Annotated in this window: 12 protein-coding genes; 5 read left to right on the top strand and 7 right to left on the bottom strand. The window is 71.9% G+C overall.

What is annotated here, in order from left to right:
- Positions 1–2 precede the first annotated feature (2 nt).
- Positions 3–3,182, bottom strand: coding sequence for a BTAD domain-containing putative transcriptional regulator (locus ABZU91_RS17465; RefSeq protein ID WP_355240968.1), 3,180 nt, complete (start codon positions 3,180–3,182; stop codon positions 3–5).
- A 151-nt stretch (positions 3,183–3,333) separates the two neighbouring features.
- Between ABZU91_RS17465 and ABZU91_RS17460 the strand changes: the two genes are divergently transcribed.
- The gene (locus ABZU91_RS17460) at positions 3,334–4,779 is read left to right on the top strand and encodes an SDR family NAD(P)-dependent oxidoreductase (protein ID WP_355240965.1); all 1,446 of its coding nucleotides are present in this window, start codon (positions 3,334–3,336) and stop codon (positions 4,777–4,779) included.
- Positions 4,780–4,797: 18 nt separating this feature from the next.
- Positions 4,798–5,274 (top strand): heme-degrading domain-containing protein, encoded by a 477-nt coding sequence (locus ABZU91_RS17455; protein WP_355240962.1) that lies wholly within the window; start codon positions 4,798–4,800, stop codon positions 5,272–5,274.
- A 51-nt stretch (positions 5,275–5,325) separates the two neighbouring features.
- Here ABZU91_RS17455 and ABZU91_RS17450 read toward each other — a convergent pair whose 3' ends face one another.
- Positions 5,326–6,702 carry an FAD-dependent monooxygenase gene (locus ABZU91_RS17450; RefSeq protein ID WP_355240959.1) on the bottom strand — a complete coding sequence of 459 codons (1,377 nt, stop codon included), beginning with the start codon at positions 6,700–6,702 and terminating at the stop codon, positions 5,326–5,328.
- A gap of 227 nt (positions 6,703–6,929) precedes the next feature.
- Here ABZU91_RS17450 and ABZU91_RS17445 point away from each other — a divergent pair, with 227 nt between their 5' ends.
- The gene (locus tag ABZU91_RS17445) at positions 6,930–8,315 is read left to right on the top strand and encodes a serine hydrolase domain-containing protein (protein WP_355240956.1); all 1,386 of its coding nucleotides are present in this window, start codon (positions 6,930–6,932) and stop codon (positions 8,313–8,315) included.
- Positions 8,316–8,331: 16 nt separating this feature from the next.
- On the opposite strand, the gene ABZU91_RS17440 is transcribed toward ABZU91_RS17445, so the two are convergent.
- Complete coding sequence (locus ABZU91_RS17440; protein ID WP_355240953.1) at positions 8,332–9,552, bottom strand: MFS transporter; 1,221 nt, start codon at positions 9,550–9,552, stop codon at positions 8,332–8,334.
- Between the two features lie 41 nt (positions 9,553–9,593).
- Here ABZU91_RS17440 and ABZU91_RS17435 point away from each other — a divergent pair, with 41 nt between their 5' ends.
- A complete protein-coding gene (locus ABZU91_RS17435; RefSeq protein ID WP_355240950.1) occupies positions 9,594–10,751 on the top strand; it encodes an ROK family protein in 1,158 nt (385 codons plus the stop codon).
- Here ABZU91_RS17435 and ABZU91_RS17430 read toward each other — a convergent pair.
- The 4 genes from ABZU91_RS17430 to glsA all read right to left on the bottom strand — a co-directional run bounded on the left by ABZU91_RS17430 (position 10,727) and on the right by glsA (position 15,325).
- Positions 10,727–11,104, bottom strand: coding sequence for a MerR family transcriptional regulator (locus ABZU91_RS17430; protein ID WP_355240948.1), 378 nt, complete (start codon positions 11,102–11,104; stop codon positions 10,727–10,729). The genes ABZU91_RS17435 and ABZU91_RS17430 overlap by 25 nt on opposite strands.
- A gap of 184 nt (positions 11,105–11,288) precedes the next feature.
- On the bottom strand, positions 11,289–12,608 hold the full coding sequence (locus ABZU91_RS17425) for an ammonium transporter (RefSeq protein WP_355240945.1): 1,320 nt from the start codon (positions 12,606–12,608) through the stop codon (positions 11,289–11,291).
- Between the two features lie 80 nt (positions 12,609–12,688).
- Entirely contained in the window at positions 12,689–13,708 is a 1,020-nt protein-coding gene (gene glnII, locus ABZU91_RS17420; RefSeq protein WP_355240943.1) for a glutamine synthetase, read from the bottom strand.
- A gap of 63 nt (positions 13,709–13,771) precedes the next feature.
- Positions 13,772–15,325, bottom strand: a complete 1,554-nt coding sequence (gene glsA / locus ABZU91_RS17415; RefSeq protein ID WP_355240940.1) for a glutaminase A — start codon at positions 15,323–15,325, stop codon at positions 13,772–13,774.
- 400 nt (positions 15,326–15,725) lie between these two features.
- Here glsA and ABZU91_RS17410 point away from each other — a divergent pair, with 400 nt between their 5' ends.
- Complete coding sequence (locus tag ABZU91_RS17410; RefSeq protein ID WP_355240937.1) at positions 15,726–16,406, top strand: SDR family oxidoreductase; 681 nt, start codon at positions 15,726–15,728, stop codon at positions 16,404–16,406.
- The last annotated feature ends 29 nt before the right edge of the window (positions 16,407–16,435 follow it).

The raw sequence follows: 16,435 nt of genomic DNA, 5'->3' as shown, positions 1-16,435 counted from the left end.
GGCTAGGCGAGCAGGTCCTCCATCAGCTCACGGACCCGGGTGACGGCCGCGGCCACCGGCCGGGCACGCCAGACGGCCAGCAACGACTCACGCTGCTCCTCGTTCCCGAGGGCGGCGTCGAGTCGTTCGCTGCGTTCGCTCGGGAAGAACAGCTCCATGTGCGTCCCGAGCCGCCTCGCGAGCGCGGACAGCTCGCGGGTGGTGGCGATGTCGTCCCGGTACGCGGCGAGGTCCGCGCCGCCCGACGCCCACGCCCCGATCACCGGCAGGTCCTTCGAGTTGAGCGCGTCGTCGCGGGCGAGCGCCAACAACGTGGCCGCCTGGGCGGCGGCGTCGGCGCCCGACAGCCCTCGCGCCTCGGCCACCCGCAGGTACAGGACCGCCACCGAGGCCCGCAGCATCACCCGCGGCTGCGGTGGCGGGCCGGTCCAGCCGGCGAGAGTGCGGTTCACCTCGTCGGCGTGGGCCAGCGCCTCGTCATAGCGCTCGCGCTGCCAGGCGAGGTGCGCCAGGCCGAGAAGCGCCTGCGCGACGTCCATCTGCTCGGCCTGGCCCCGCGTCGCCGTCTCACCCAGCCGCCGTTCCGCGTCCGCGTCACCGGTCAGGGCGAGCTGCACGTCCAGCCGCACCCGGATCGACCGGGCGTCCTGCTGTGCGCCGATCATCTCCATGTGCCGGACGCTGCGCGCCAGCCACTCGGCCGACCGCCCCTCCCTGCCAGGGAGCAGGAACTGCCCGACGGCGCCCGCGGCCATCGCCATGCCCCAGTGGTCGCCCGCGACCTCGAAGCGGTGGTACGCCTGCTCGGCGTCCTCGATCGACGCCTCCGGCAGGCCGCTGTTCTCCCGTACCGCCGCGCGCGCGATCAGGCCGAGCGCCTGGACGTACGGGTCCGGGTTCGCGATCAACTCGGTCGCGGCCTTCAGGCTCTTCTCCGGGTCGGCCTCGTCGAAGCCGGGCAACGCCACCGCGAACGCGGTCAGCCGCGGCGACACCTCGGCGGGCCGCTCCGCGAGCAGCGTGCGCAGGGCGCGTCGCGCGAGCACGGCAATCCGCAGGTCGGCGCTGATGCCGCCGTTCGCGCTGGTCAACAGGCACGTCCAGGCGAGTCGGTCCCCGTGCGGCAGGGGCCGGCCGCTGGCCCGGCCCCGCAGGATCGCCGAGCGTCGACGCCGGTGCGGCTCGTCGACGTGCAGCATCCAGCGTGCCCAGGCGAGGACTTCCAGGTGCAGGCCGCGCACCGTCCAGAGGTGCAGCAGCGCGGTGGCGACGTCGACGGCTGCCGGCTCGTCGTCCTGACCCAGCGCCCACCGCAGGCCGGCGACCAGGTTGTCCTGCTCGGCGGCGCAACGGTCGAGCGCCTCCACCTGGTCGGGGCCGACGAAACGGTCGCCGAGCGCGACGGCCTCGTCCCGGCACCACCCCGCCAGGCCGGCCATCGCCGCGTCCCGGTCGCCGGACGCACCGAGCCGGGCCTCGCCGTACTCGCGGACGGTCTCCAGCATCCGGTAGCGGGGCGGCCCGTCCCCCTCGACCAGGGTCAGCAGGGACTGTTCGACGAGCCTCGCCAGACCTCGTCGTACGTCGGGGGTCCGCGCGACCGCGGCGGCGAGGTCGGCGGTGAACGGCGCGGGGATGACGGCGACCCGCTCCAGCAGCGCACGGTCGTCGGGCGCGAGCAGTTCCCGGCTCCAGTCGACCATCGCCCACAGGCTCGCGTGGCGTTCCGGCAGACCCCGCAGCGCGTCGTCGAGCAGGGCGAACCGGTCGGTCAGCCCGGCGAGCACGTCGTCGATCGGCATGTGCCGCAGCCGCGCGGCGGCCAGTTCGAGGGCCAGCGGCAGGTTGTCGAGCCGGTTGCAGAGCGCGAGAACCCGGGCGGTGGCCCAGGTCGGGACCGCGCCACCGGCCCGCGCCCGGGACTCGACCAGCCCGAGCGCGTCGGAGTCCGGCAGGGCGGTCAGTCGGTGGACCCGCTCACCGGCCAGGCCCAGCGGGGCACGGCTGGTGGCGAGCACCGCGACCTCCGGTGACGTCACCGCGAGCAGGTCGGCGACGACGGTGGCCACCGCGTCGAGGACGTGCTCGCAGTTGTCCACCACGATCAGGCCGTCGAGGTCCGGCGCCACGGCACGCATCCGCTCCTCGGGACTGAGCACCCGGCGTTCGAGGCCCAGGTTGCCGCCGGTGGACGAGGTGTCCGCGCCGCCGAGCGCCGCGAGCACGGTGGGCAGCACCTCGTCGGGCGAGCGCAGACCGGCCAGCTCGACCACCCGTACCCCCTGCCCGGCCGCCGCCGCGCGCCGGGTTACCTCGGCGGCGAGGCGGGTCTTGCCCGCGCCGCCGGTCGCCACGATCGTCACGAGCGCCGACTCGTCGAGCGCCGCGTCCAGGGCCTCGACGTCCCGCTCGCGGCCCAGCAGGGCGGTCATCGGCCGGCGCCACGCGGCGGGCAGGACGACGCGCGCCGGCGGACGGGGTGGTGCGACGACGGCCGGCGCGGTGAGTTCGCCGCGCAGGAGGGCCAGGTGGACCTGTGTGATCACCGGGGACGGGTCGGTCCCGTAGCGGTCGGCCAGCTCGTCGCGGAGACGCTCGACCACCTCCAGCGCCTCCGCCTCCCGCCCCTGGACGGCGAGCACCCGCACGAGCAGGGCGGCCGACGGCTCGTCCGGGGGCGTCCGCGCGGCCAGCCGGCGCAGGTCGGCCTCGTCGTACGGCCCCGCGCCGACGAGCGCCGCCTCGGCGCGCAGCGCGGCGACGTCGGCGAACAGGCGCGTGTCGTCCGCACTGACGATCTCCGGCACCTCGGGGAACAGGGCGCGGGCCCGGTCGGCCGAGTCGCGGGCCGCGCGTGCGTCGCCGGTCCGCAGGGCGGCCCGACCATGGTCGACGAGCGCCCGTGCCTCGACGGCGTCGACGGTAACCTGCTCGGGGGGCAGGCGGTATCCCCCCGGTACGGCCACCACGGGCAGCCCGAGCCGGCGTACGCGGGACACGAGCGCCTGCACGGCGCCGGTCGCGTCGTCCGGCGGGGCACCAGCCCAGACCGCGTCCACGAGCAGGCTGGTGGAGACCGCCCGGCCACGCGCGTCCACGAGCGCGCGGAGCACCGCGGCCAACCGCTCGCCCCGGACCGGCCGGCCGTCGACGGCGAGGGGACCGAGGATGGTGATCTGCACGGGACCAGCATCCCTCACGCGCACCACAGAGCCGTGCAGGGTGCCCGACGGCGCGGGGTGCGGCCGGGACGCCGCGGTGCGTACAGTTTCGGGTCGGACTTGGGGTGGGCCGGCGAAATCCGGCACAGGAAACGGGACGAGACAACGACGCATGACGGTGGACAACATTCCCGACAACGCTCAGGGCGGCATCGACCGGAACCGGCTGGAGACCTGCCTGAGCGTCTTCGAGGCGTTGGAGGCCCTTCCTCCCGACCACCCCGACGTGGTGCGGGTGCAGCGGGCCACCGCACGGCTCTACAAGGTGATCAAGCAGCGGCGTCGTGAGGAGCGGCGCGACGCCATCCTGGCGGCCGACCGGGCGGTGACGGAGGCCACGGCCACCGGCGCTCCGGGCCGGATCGACGACGAGACGCAGGGCATCCCCCTCGCCTCCCCCACCACCGGCACGACGGCGGGGCTCCTGCACAACCCGCGCGGCTGCTACATCTGCAAGCAGCGCTACCGCGAGGTGGACGCCTTCTACCACCAGCTCTGCCCGTCCTGCGCCGCGCTGAACCGGGAGCGCCGGGACGCCCGTACCGACCTGAGCGGCCGGCGCGCCCTGCTCACCGGCGGGCGCGCGAAGATCGGCATGTACATCGCGCTGCGGCTGCTGCGCGACGGCGCGCACACGACGGTGACGACCCGGTTCCCGCACGACGCGGTCCGCCGGTTCGCCGCGATGCCCGACAGCGCGGACTGGCTGCACCGCCTGCGGGTCGTCGGTATCGACCTGCGGGACCCGGCACAGGTGATCGCCCTCGCCGACTCGGTCAGCAGCCAGGGCCCTCTCGACATCCTGATCAACAACGCGGCGCAGACGGTCCGCCGGTCGCCCGGGGCGTACGCCCAGCTCGCCGCCGCCGAGGCCGCAGCCCTGCCGGACGGTCCCCTGCCGGAGCTGATCACGTTCACCAAGCCGAGCGGTCCAGGCGGCAGCCTCACGGCCGGGTCGTCCGCCCTCACCCCGCACGCGCTCACCGCACTGGCGTTGACCAGTCGTTCCGCCTCACCGGAGCGGATCGCGGCGTCCACCGCCATCGACGCCGGTGGGCTCGTGCCGGACCTCGACCCGGTCAACAGCTGGGTGCAGCGGGTGCAGGAGGTCGACCCGGTCGAGCTGCTGGAAGTGCAGTTGTGCAACGTCACCGCACCGTTCGTGCTGGTCAGCCGGCTACGTTCGGCGATGGCCGCCGCGTCGGCCCGCCGCAAGTACGTGGTGAACGTCTCCGCGATGGAGGGTCAGTTCGGTCGCGGCTACAAGGGTCCGGGGCACCCGCACACCAACATGGCCAAGGCCGCGTTGAACATGCTGACCCGCACCAGCGCCCAGGAGATGCTGACCGACGGCATCCTGATGACCAGCGTCGACACGGGTTGGATCACCGACGAGCGGCCGCACCCGACGAAGATGCGAATGGCCGACGAGGGGTTCCACGCACCGTTGGACCTGGTCGACGGCGCGGCGCGGGTGTACGACCCGATCGTGCGCGGCGAGCAGGGCGAGGACCTGTACGGCTGCTTCCTGAAGGACTACGCGCCATGCGCCTGGTGAGACGACGAGGAGACACCCATGCCAACTGACAACGAGTCCTGGCCGACGCTGGACGAGCTGCTGCGCGAGGAGGAGGAGCTGGAGCGTACCGGCCTGTCCGAGACCGACGCGTACGAGCTGGGGATGCGCGCCGTGGCCGCCGCGAGCGAGCGGGGACTGCCGGTCGCGGTGGGCGTGTGGCGGGCGGGGCGTCAGTTGTTCCACTGTGGCCTGCCCGGCTCGACGCAGGACAACGACGCCTGGCTGCGCCGCAAGGGGCGGGTGGTGATGCGGTTCGAGCACTCCTCGCTCTACATGGCCCGACTCTGCCGGGACAGGAACGTGACGCTGACCGAGCGCTACGGCCTGCCGGCCGCCCGGTATGCGGCCGCCGGAGGCGCGCTGCCGCTGCGCGTACGCGGCACCGGCGTGGTGGGTTGGATGGGCGTGTCGGGGCTTCCGCAGGTGGAGGATCACCGCTTCGTCGTCGACGTCCTGCGCAAAGCCGCGCAGTAGTCGGCGAACCCGCCGCCCACCAGGCTCCTGGCGGGCGGCGGGGCGCATCGGTCAGCCCGCGCGTCGGTTGGCGCGCACGGCGCCGAGGATCACGCCGGGGGTGGCCAGCGACAGCGGGTGCGCGCGCATGGAGACGACCTCGTTGAACCGGCGCGCGATCGCCACGTCCGTGACGGTCGCCGTGAGGATCTGCCGGCTCGCCCAGCTGGTGACCCGGTAGCCGCGCGGGTAGGGCCCGTCGACGTGCGGCAGCGCCAGGTCGGCGGAGGTGGACGTCGACCAGGCGGCGTCGACCACGACCTTCTGCAGGTCGAGGAAGTGCCGGGCGGGGACGCTCAGGTCGGGCCCGGAGCGCAGGTACGCCGACAGGCAGGCCGCGTGCAGGGCCGCCGCCGTCATGCCCTGCCCGTAGACCGGATTGAACGACGCCACGGCGTCGCCGACGCTGACGAGCCGCGCCGGGAAGCGCGCCAGCGCGTGGAAGTCCCGTCGCCGGCTGTCGGCGTGGTGGTAGGTCTGCACGTCGCCGAGCATCTCCTGATCGGCGAGCTCGCCGAACTCGGGTGGGAACTGCTCGCGCAGCCGCCGGACGAAGTCCTGCGCGGTACGTCCGGGCCGGTCGTCGCCGTAGCCGGCCATCATGGCCATCCACCGGTCGTCCTCGATGGCGAAGAAGGCGGCGCCGGCGACGTCCGTCATCGTGCCCGGGGTGTGCAGGGCCATGACGACACGGGTCTGCGGGCTCTGCTCCGGGCGCCGGAACAGCGCGGTCGCGTAGTTGAGGTGCACGGGCATCCGGCGGGTGGCGGGGCGCTCCCAGCCGGTCTGCTCCAGCCAGTCCGAGAGCCGGCTGGACCGGCCCATGGCGTCGACCACCAGGTCGCCGCCCTCGACGCCGGCTACTCCGTTGACCTCACAGCGCACGCCGGTGACCGCGTCGCCGTCGACGGCGAGCCCGGTGGCGCGGGCCGTGACCGTCTTGACGTTTGGCAGTCGGAGCACCTGCTGACGGATCAGCCCCTCCAGCAGCGGCCGGCTGCCCGCCAGGCTGTTGTCGTCGTCGGGTACGACCACCTTGCGGCGACCGTCGAGGTAGCTGCGTCGGGTGGCGGGTGGCGCCTCGACCGCGCCGTGAGCCAACGCGTGCTGGCGGAACCCGGGAAACAACTGCTCCAACTGCAGGAGACCGCCGGGCAGCAGCGCGTGCAGTTGGGTGCCCTGGGGCACGCCGGGCCGCGCGCCGCTGACCTGCGGGTCGTCGCGGTCGATGAGGACCACGCTCTCGGCGTGATCGGACAGGACCCGGGCGGCGAGCAGGCCGGCGACGCTGCCGCCGACCACCACCGCCTTGCCCAGGATCGGGTTCGGCTGCTCGGGGAGCCGCACGGCGTTCAGTGCGGCGAAGGCCCGAACGGGGGAGAGGGACATGGTGCTCTCCAAAGGAGTACGAGGCGGGGCACCCTCCCCCGGGTCTGCCGCACGGACAGACCGGCGGCGCCGGCCAGTCGACTGGATGCCCGACGATCGTTGCACAGGCGGTCACGGTCGCCCGTACGGCCCGCTCGGTTGTCGGAAACCGGCCAGAACGCTGGACGCCACCGGCGTACGGGTGATCGGGGTTGGCGTACCAGTTCGGGTCTGTCAGCATCACCGGCATGCCTGTCGCTCGTCGTACCCTGCTCGGGGTTGGCTTGGCCGCTGCGGCCTCCGCCCTCACCGGCTGCGGCGACGGCGGCGGTGAGTCGCCGGGCGGGGCCGACCCGGGCGGCACGGTGACCGCCACCGACGCGGCGGGGAACAGGGTGGGGTTCGGCGCCGCCGGGAAACCGGCGGCCTCCTCGTCGGGTACGCCGAGCACCTCCCCCACGGCCGGCGCGGGCGCGGCGGGCAACCAGGCCCGGTACGCCGCGGACGTGACCGCGCTGCTGAGGCGGCACCTGCCCGCCTCACCGCAGACCGTCACGCACCACGATTTTCCCGGTGCGGTCGCCGTCGTGCTGGTCAACGGGAAGGTGACAGTGCACACCGCCGTCGGGGAGGCCCTGCGCTACGCGGCCGGCCCGAAACTGCTCACGGCGAAGAGCCGGGTCGCGATGCGCCCGGACTCGATCTTCGATCTCGCCTCGGTCACCAAGGTCTACACCGCCATCCTGCTGCTCCAGCAGGTCGACAAGGGCCGCGTCGACCTGGACGCCCCGGTGCGCGACTACCTGCCGGCGTTCACCGGCACGGGCAAGGACCGCATCACCGTCGAGATGCTGCTCACCCACACCAGCGGCCTCCCCGTCGGCGCCAAGGTCACCGGCCTGTCCGACAACGCCGCCCGCTGGAAGGCGGTCCTCGCCACCCCGCTGGTCTCGGGCGCGGTGCCCGGCGACACGTTCCGCTACTCCAGCGTCGGCGTCATGACCGCCGGCAAGATCGTCGAGAAGGTCACCGGCAGCCGCCTCGACCAGGCGCTCAAGGCGAATCTCACCGGTCCCCTCGGCCTGCGCGACACCGGCTTCAACCCCACGACCTGGCTGTCGGCCACCGACAGGTCGGCCCGGATGGTCGCCACCGACGCCCGCTCGTCCCGCGGCCTGCTCCGCGGCACCGTGCACGACGACGTCGCCAACAACCTCGGGGGCGTCGCCGGTCACGCGGGTGTGTTCGCCAGTGCCAGCGATCTCGCGGCCGTCGGCCAGATGCTCCTCGACGGTGGCACCTACCAGGGCCGGCGGGTCCTCGCCGCCGGTACGGTGCGCCGGATGCTGACCAACCACAACGCGGGCAAGCCGGCCGTCGACCCCGAGCGCCCGCAGCGCACGGCCGCCCACGGTCTCGGCGTCGTCCTCGACCAGCCGTGGTTCATGGGCCGGCTCGCGTCGGTGAGCACCTTCGGCCACACCGGCTTCGCCGGCCCCTCGCTGCTGGTCGACCCGGGCCACAAGCTGGTCCTGGCCCTGCTCACCAACCGGGCCCACCCCAACTGGTCCTGGGCGAACCCCGATCCGGTCCGGGCGGCCGTCGGCGACCTCCTCGCCTCGTCGGTCAGCTGAGCCGGACCGCCAGGAGTCAGCCCGCCACGGCGGCCGGTTCCCGGTCCCGGCGACGCCCCGCGTAGCTGACGATTCCCACGCCCAGCCCGACGACCGCCAGGACCAGTCCCACCCGGGCCGGCGCGAGGTAACCGAGCCCGGCGGCGATGGCCACGCTGCCCAGGGCCGCGCCCAGGCTGTTCGCGATGTTCATGGCGGACTGGTTGAGGGCGGCACCCATCAACTGGGCGCCGGGAGCGACCGTGATGAGGCGTGCCTGCAGGACCGGACCGAGGTAGAGACTCGTCGCGCCGACCAGGAACGCGCCCACGAACAGACCCACCGGATGCGACGCGACGAGACTGAACGCGCCGATGCTGGCGATCATCGCGACGAAGCCGATCAGCTGGCTGCGACGCAGGTCCCGGTCGGCGAGCCAGCCGCCCAGGGCGTTGCCGACGGTCATGCCGAGGCCGACCGCGACCAGCACCCAGGGCACTGTCGCGGCGGAGAGGCCGGCGACGTCGGTGGTGACCGGCGCGATGTAGGAGTCGACCGCGAAGAACCCGGCGAAGCCGATCGCGCCGGTGGCCGCGACCAGCCAGACCTGCGAGGTCCGCAGCGCGCGCAGTTCGGCGGCCGGCGAGCCGTCCGCCGCCGCGGCCACCTCCGGGACGACCGCCAGGACCGCCAGCAGCGTGAGCAGGAAGACCCCGGCGATGACCAGGTACGCCGTCCGCCAGCCGGCTGCCTGCCCGAGCCGGGTGATCAGTGGTACGCCCACCACGTTGCTCACGGTCAGGCCACCGAGCACGGTGGCGAAGCCCCGCGCCTCGTTGCCGGGGCCCATCAGGGTCGCCGCGAGCAGGCCGGCAGCGCCGAAGTACGCGCCGTGCGGCAGCGCGGCGACGAACCGCGCGACGAGCACCAGCTCGAAGTTCGGGGCGGTCGCGGAGGCGATCGTGCCGGCGGCGAAGAGGACGAGCAGTCCGAGCACGAGCCTGCGGCGGGGCAGGCGCGCGCTGAGCGCGGCGATCAGTGGAGCGCCCACGACGACGCCCAGCGCGTACGCCGTGATCATCCAGCCTGCCGTGGCGACGGCGTCCGACGAGGATCGGGCGTAGTCCTGGGCGAGCAGGTCGCGTGCCATCTCGGGCAGCAGGCCCATCGCCACGAACTCCGTCAGGCCGACCGCCACGCCGCCCAGTGCCAGGGCCGCCAGCGCCGCGAGGCGCTGACCTCTGCTCAGTCCGTTCACCGAGCGAATTTAGCAACAGCGTTGCGTAATAGGCTGGCGAGATGACGCGCACCACAGCCGACGTGACGTTCCTGCGCGGATACAACCAGGCGCTCGTCATGGCCGTGGGGCGCACCACGCGGACGTTCGAGCGGTCGACTGTCGTCGCCGCCACCGGCCTGACGCCGCAGGCGGTCTCCAAGGTCATCGCCCGCCTGACCGCCGACGGGCTGATCCGCCCCGCCGGCGTCCGACGCCCCGGCATCGGCAAACCCGCGGTCGTCTACGAGTTGGTCCCCGACAGCCGGTACGCGATCGGCGCGCACGTCGCCCGGCGCACGCTGCGACTGGTCCTGGGCGACCTGGCCGGCGTCGTGCGCCACTCGACGGTCAGCCCGCTGCCGGAGGACTTCACCCCGGAGCAGCTCCTCGACGCCCTGAGCGCCGGCATCGACGCGATCACCGCCGACACCGCGCCGCGGAGCCGCCTGACCGGGGTGGGTCTCGGCATGATCGGGCCACTCGACCACGCGAACGGGCTGGTCCGCGACGCACACGGCCTGCGGCACTGGCACGACGTACCGCTGCGCGCGTTGGCCGAGGCGCGGCTGGGGCTGCCGGTGCACCTGGACAAGGACGTGACCGCCGGGATCACGGCCGAGGCGTGGCGGCAGGGTGCGGCGTTCGGTGACGCGGCGCTCGTCATGGTCGAATCCGGCATCGGCGGTGGCTTCTGGCTGGGCGGCGCCGCCCACCGGGGCGCGCACACCAACGCCGGTGAGTTCGGGCACACGGTCGTCGCCCTGGACGGGCCGGGCTGCGTCTGCGGACGGCACGGCTGCCTGGAGGTCGTCCACCTGCGCGCCACCGAGGCGGGGGACATCGCTCGTGCGGCCCGCGTCCTGGCGATCGGCGTCGTCAACCTGCTCCAGACCCTCGACCTCGCCCACGTGGTGCTGGCCGGTGCGGATCTGCTACGCCACGCGGAGGTCTACCGCGCGGCGGTCGAGCAGGCCGTCCGCACGGACGTGCAGCGCACGGACTGGCTGGCCCCGACGGTGACCCTGTCCAGCCTGGGCGCGGACGTGATCGCCGCCGGCGCCGCGATGCAGGTCCTGGACCAGCTCTACGGCATCCCCGACCTCACCCTCGGCGCCCCGCCCACGACCGTGCGACAGCACCGCCCCACGGGCGACTACCGCGGTGCGGCGTCCGTGTAGACGCAGCCGTTGCCCGGGGCCTCGCTGGCGCTGATCACCGCGTCGAGCCGGTCCCTGACCTGGGCGAGTTGGCCGATCTGCCGGGTGATGCGGTCACGTTCGGCGTTCAGCAGGGCACGGGACTGCGGAGTGTTGACCTTCGCGTCGACACAGGGCAGCAGATCCAGGATCGTCCTGCTGGACAGGCCCGCGGCGTACAGCGTCTGGATGAGCTGGACGCGGTCGACCGCGTCCTGGTCGTAGTGGCGCTGGCCGCCGCCGCTGCGCCCGGGGATCAGCAGCGACTGTTCCTCGTAGTAGCGCAGGGCACGCACCGACACACCCGTGCTGGCGGCGAGCTCTCCGATCCGCACGACCCCTCCCCTCACCTGGCGACGCCGACGATACTACCTCTCACGTCAGCGTCAGATTCCAGCGTGGTTCAGGGGCTGCCGGCGCGGGGCGGCTCCTGCCGACGCACGCACCCGTACGCCTGCGGACCGGGAGGGTTGGCGTACCCCTCCCGGTCCGGACCACTGCGACGTTCGTCGCAGTCGGTCAGCGGGTGTACGGGCCGTTGACGACGCCCGCTGTCGGGTGCTGGGCGGTCCTGCCCTGCGCCCAGTCGCCTGTCGAGTCGGCAGGGGCGGCCTGCCCCCTGCTCGCGTCGAAGTCGTAGGCGCTCTCCGCGTGCAGAACCTGGTCGATGCCGGTGACCTCGTCCGATCGCGGCACCCGGAAGCCGATCGTCATATCAATGATCTTGACGAGCAGCCAGGTCAGCGCCACCGAATACGCGGCGACGGCGAGGGCGCCGACCGCCTGCTTCCCCAGTTGCCCGGCACCGGCACCGGCGACGAGGCCGTCGGTCGTGTCGAACACTCCGATGAGCAGCGTGCCGACGAAACCACCGACCGCGTGAACCGCCACGACGTCCAGCGTGTCGTCGTAGCCGAAGCGGTCCTTGAGGCCGACGGCCAAGGCGCAGACGACACCGGCGATGACACCGATGGCGATCGCACCCCAGGTGTTCACGACCGCACAGGCGGGGGTGATGGCCACCAGGCCGGCGACCGCGCCCGACGCGGCGCCCAGGGAGGTGAAACCACCCTTGCGTACGCGCTCCCAGAGAAGCCATCCGATCATGCCGGCACCGGCCGCCACCTGGGTGTTCATGAAGGCGACGCTGGCGGTGCCGTTGGCGGCGAGAGCCGAACCGGCGTTGAACCCGAACCACCCGAACCACAGCAGGCCCGAGCCGAGCATCACGAGCGGCAGGCTGTGCGCCCGCATCGACTCACGCCTGAAGCCGACCCGGTTGCCGAGGACGAGGAGCGCGCCGAGGGCGGCCATACCGGCGTTGATGTGGACCGCCGTGCCTCCGGCGAAGTCCTTCACGCCGAGCTTGAAGATCCAACCGTCGGCCTGCCACACCCAGTGGGCCACCGGGAAATACACCACGGTCACCCAGAGCGCGACGAACAGCATCCACGCGCCGAACTTGGCACGGTCGGCGATCGCCCCGCTGATCAGCGCGGGCGTGATGACGGCGAACATCATCTGGAAGACCGCGAAGGCGAGCACCGGAATGCTGCCCGTCAACGTGGTGTCCGAGATCCCGCTCATGCCCACGTTACCCAGGTCACCGATGAGTCCGCGTCCACCGACGTCATCGCCGAAGGCGAGCGAGTATCCGTAGGTCACCCAGAGCACGCTGACGATGCCCAGGCTGATGAAGCTCATCAGCAGCATGTTGAGAACGCTCTTCACGCGAACCATGCCGCCGTAGAAGAACGCCAGGCCCGGGGTCATCAGCATGACCAACGCGGCGCTGATCAGAACGAATGCGGTATCCCCCGCGTCGAAGCCGTCTGGCATCGAGATGCACTCCATGTCGTGGTAGCTGCCGCAGCAGTGCGGCGTGGTGAATGTCGTCCGCGGACCGTGGTCCGCGTGCCTCACACGAGGTCGGCGGCCTCCAGCGCGCTGCAGCAGGTGTCGACGATGAGGCGGGTGACGGTGTACGGGTCGACGTTGGCGTTGGGCCGACGGTCCTCGATGTAGCCCTTCTTGTCGATCTCCACCTGCCACGGGATGCGGACGGAAGCACCGCGGTCGGAGACGCCGTAGCTGTACTCGTTCCAGGGCGCCGTCTCGTGTGCGCCGGTCAGGCGGGCCTCGACGCCGGCGCCGTAGTTGCGGATGTGCTCCGCGGGCTTGTCGCCCCGACCGAGGGCCTCGCAGGCCTCGATGATCGCCGGGTAGTTCTCGCGCATGGCGCGCGTCGAGAAGTTGGTGTGGGCGCCGGCGCCGTTCCAGTCACCCCGCGCGGGCTTCGGCTCCAGGGTCGCGGAGATACCGAAGTCCTCGGCCGTGCGGTGCAGGAGCCAGCGGGCGATCCACAGCTGGTCGGAGACCTCCAGCGGGGACAGCGGACCGACCTGGAACTCCCACTGGCCGGGCATGACCTCGGCGTTGATGCCGGAGAGGGACAGGCCCGCGGCGAGGCAGTTGTCCAGGTGCTTCTCGACCACCGCGCGGCCGTAGATCTCGTCCGCGCCGACGCCGCAGTAGTAGCCACCCTGCGGAGCCGGGTAGCCGCCGTCCGGGAAGCCGAGCGGGCGGGAGCCCTTGAAGAACGTGTACTCCTGCTCGATGCCGAACAGCGACTCCTGGGCGGCGAACTGCTCCGCCACCGGGCGCAGCAGCGCCCGCGTGTTGGACTCGTGCGGGGTGCCGTCGGTGTTGAACACCTCGCAGAGCACCAGCAGATGCGCCCCACCGCGGATGGGGTCGGCGTAGGTGGCGACCGGCTCGAGGACGCGGTCGGAGCTGCTGCCCTCGGCCTGGTTGGTGCTGGAGCCGTCGAAGCCCCACGTGCCCGGTGCGACGCCGTCCTCGATGATCTTCGTCTTCGACCGGAGCTTCGCGGTCGGCGCGGTGCCGTCGATCCAGATGTATTCAGCCTTGTACGCCATGGGTCTCTTCTCCTGTGAACGGGCCGGATGGCCCACGAAATCGTGATCGGTGGAACCGACGGTTCAGACCGCCGCGAGCGGCGCGTCGGTTCGCACGGGGGTCGCTGACGCCTGGCTCTCGCCCAGCGTCGACCCGAGCAGCGCGACAACGTTGTCGTGTGCTCCGCGTTCGGCGTCGGAGAGCGCAGTGCCTCCCCAGCGGTCCCGCAGCGTTGGATCGGCTCCGCGGTCCAGGAGGTACTGGACCACGTCGAGGTTTCCGTCGGAGGCAGCCAGGTGCAGCGCGGTCCGCCGGTCGTAGTCAGCGGAGTTCGGATCCTTCCCCGCGGCCAGCGCGAGCCGGACGTACTCCAGATCGCCGTGACTGGCGGCCCACAGCAACCGCGTGGTCGACGCCACCTCGTCCTCGTTCCTGCCGCGACGCGGGTCGCGTTTGCCGGAGTCCTCGCCGGCGGCCAACGAGTCATAGACGTGGAAGTTGAACCGGTTGATGAGTTCCTTGCAGAACGCGACTCCCCGGACGGAGTTGCCGAGCGCGTCGAGGCGGGGCGACCAGACGCAGACGCCCATCACGCCGGGAACCACGATCATCAGTCCGCCGGAGACACCGCTCTTGGCCGGCAGACCGATCGTGAAGGCGAACTCCCCCGAGTAGTCGTACATCCCGCACGACGACATCAGCGACAGGCACTTGCGCGCGGTGTCGGCGGAGAAGATCCGCTCCCGGGTCAGGGGGTTGACACCACCGTTGGCGAGCGACGCGGCAACGACCGACAGCGACCGCGCGTCGACCTCGATGGAACAGCACTGGAAGTAGAACTCCAGCGTCTCGGTGAGGTCGGTGCCGTCCGGAAAGGCCCGGTGTTCGCGCATGAAGTACCCGAGAGCGAAGTTCCGATCCGCCGTACGCCGTTCCGAGAGATAGATGGCATTGTTGAAGCCGACCGTCCCACCGCCGGCCAATCTGCGCCATGTCTCGGCGACGTGGTCGAAACGGTCGGCCATCTCCCAACTCGGGCGCAGCAGCGAGCAGCACATGATCGCGCCAGAATTGATCATCGGGTTGTGCGGAAGGCCCTCGTTGTTCAATGTCAGCTCGTTGAACCCGCGACCGCTGGGCTCCCGTCCCACATGCCGGTGAACCTGTTCGGCACCGTGCTGCTCCAGCGCGAGACAATAGTTGATCGGCTTGCAGACCGACTGGACGCAGAACGGGGTCTCCGCATCCCCCACCGCGAAGCGCTGCCCGTCGGTGGTGCACAGCGCGATCCCGAAATTCTCCGGATCGACGCGGCCGAGCTGCGGGATGTAATCGGCGACCTGCCCCCCGTCGACACCCCTGAGGCCCTCGTAGATCGAGAAGATCTCCGCCTGCAATGCGGCGAAGTCCGGAATCACGAGGTCCCCGCGAAGTGACCTTTCGATGACACCGCCACTCGCCCTGCACCACGCAATGAAGCGAGACATGTCGATGCGTGTCGGACCGACGCCGCTGGTGACGGACCGCACCTCGACCAGGCGCGGGTCCGTCTCGGAGATGCCTGCGGCTCGCAGCCGGTCGACAAGTTCCCGCACCGCGATCGTTCCGTCGTCGTCGACCGCGAAAGATCCGAACAACTTCCCGTACTCCCCGGCTGCGAAATCGTCGAAGCCGGACGGCTCAAGGCCGTGGGACCACGCCTGATCGGGACGACGTGGCGCGGCTCTGGTTTTCCTGGTCGCGGGCATAGCGTGTTTCAACTACTCCGTAATTGTCGGTGACGGCGTGGTGGCGACGCCATGACGCGGCAGTCCCGCTCTGGTGGCAGTCGACCCACCTTGGAAAGACTAGGAAGGGCCGGTGTACGGCCGCTGGATTTCGACTTACCGGCGACTGGTCCCGGCATCCGCACCATCGCGGGTGCCGGGACATGTGAGTGAATTGGGGCGGCGGCGCACCTTCGCTGGCCGAATTCCTTACCGGTACGGTGATTTCCCGCACACCAGAGAGAGTGAGCAGGTTGTGAGAATCGTTGTGGTGGGCGCCACACAGGGCATTGGCCGCGAATTGGCCGCCGAGTACGCCAGGCGGGGCAATGAGGTGATTATTACCGGACGGGCGGCGGAACGGGCCGGTGTCGAGGCGAAGCGACTCGCCACCGAGACCGGGGGCCCGGTGTCCGGACTGGCGCTCGACCTGTCCCACCCGGAGTCGGTCGCGGAGGCGCTCAGGAGTGTGGAGCGAGTGGACCGGGTCGCCGTCGCCGGCATGATCCGGGACCGGAACACCGTAGCGTCCTTCTCGGTGGCGGAGGCGGTGGCACTCGCGACCACCAAGATCGTCGGCTATGCGGCGGTGGCGGCCGCCCTCCGCGACCGCCTCGCACCGGGTGCCGCCGTGCTGCTGTTCGGTGGGATGGCGAAGGATCACCCGTACCCCGGCTCCACCGTGCTGTCCAGTGTCAATGCCGGGGTGGTGGGCCTGGTGCGCACCCTGAGCGTGGAACTCGCCCCGGCACGGGTCAACTCGATCCACCCGGGCGCGGTCACCGACAGTCCCGCGTGGGTGGACAAGCAGGCCGTCCTCGACCCGCTGCGCAGGATCTCCCTGACCGGGGAGCTGCCCACCATGCGGCAGATCGTCGACGGATGCGTCTTCCTGCTGGAGAACGCGGCTGCCAACGGCGTCAACCTCACCCTCGACGCCGGGCGCGCGTAGCCCCTGCCGGGGCCGCCACGACAACGGCC

Origin of the sequence: Micromonospora sp. NPDC005174 (assembly GCF_040608495.1) — a bacterium.
Taxonomy (GTDB): domain Bacteria; phylum Actinomycetota; class Actinomycetes; order Mycobacteriales; family Micromonosporaceae; genus Micromonospora.
Note: the sequence above shows the minus strand (reverse complement) of the source record. Positions and strands in the feature narration are given on the sequence as shown.

Coding starts and splice junctions, on each gene's coding strand:
- ABZU91_RS17460 (WP_355240965.1), top strand. CDS start 3,334: ATGACGGTGGACAACATTCCCGACAACGCTCAGGGCGGCATCGACCGG.
- ABZU91_RS17455 (WP_355240962.1), top strand. CDS start 4,798: ATGCCAACTGACAACGAGTCCTGGCCGACGCTGGACGAGCTGCTGCGC.
- ABZU91_RS17450 (WP_355240959.1), bottom strand. CDS start 6,702: ATGTCCCTCTCCCCCGTTCGGGCCTTCGCCGCACTGAACGCCGTGCGG.
- ABZU91_RS17445 (WP_355240956.1), top strand. CDS start 6,930: ATGCCTGTCGCTCGTCGTACCCTGCTCGGGGTTGGCTTGGCCGCTGCG.
- ABZU91_RS17435 (WP_355240950.1), top strand. CDS start 9,594: ATGACGCGCACCACAGCCGACGTGACGTTCCTGCGCGGATACAACCAG.
- ABZU91_RS17425 (WP_355240945.1), bottom strand. CDS start 12,608: ATGCCAGACGGCTTCGACGCGGGGGATACCGCATTCGTTCTGATCAGC.
- glnII (WP_355240943.1), bottom strand. CDS start 13,708: ATGGCGTACAAGGCTGAATACATCTGGATCGACGGCACCGCGCCGACC.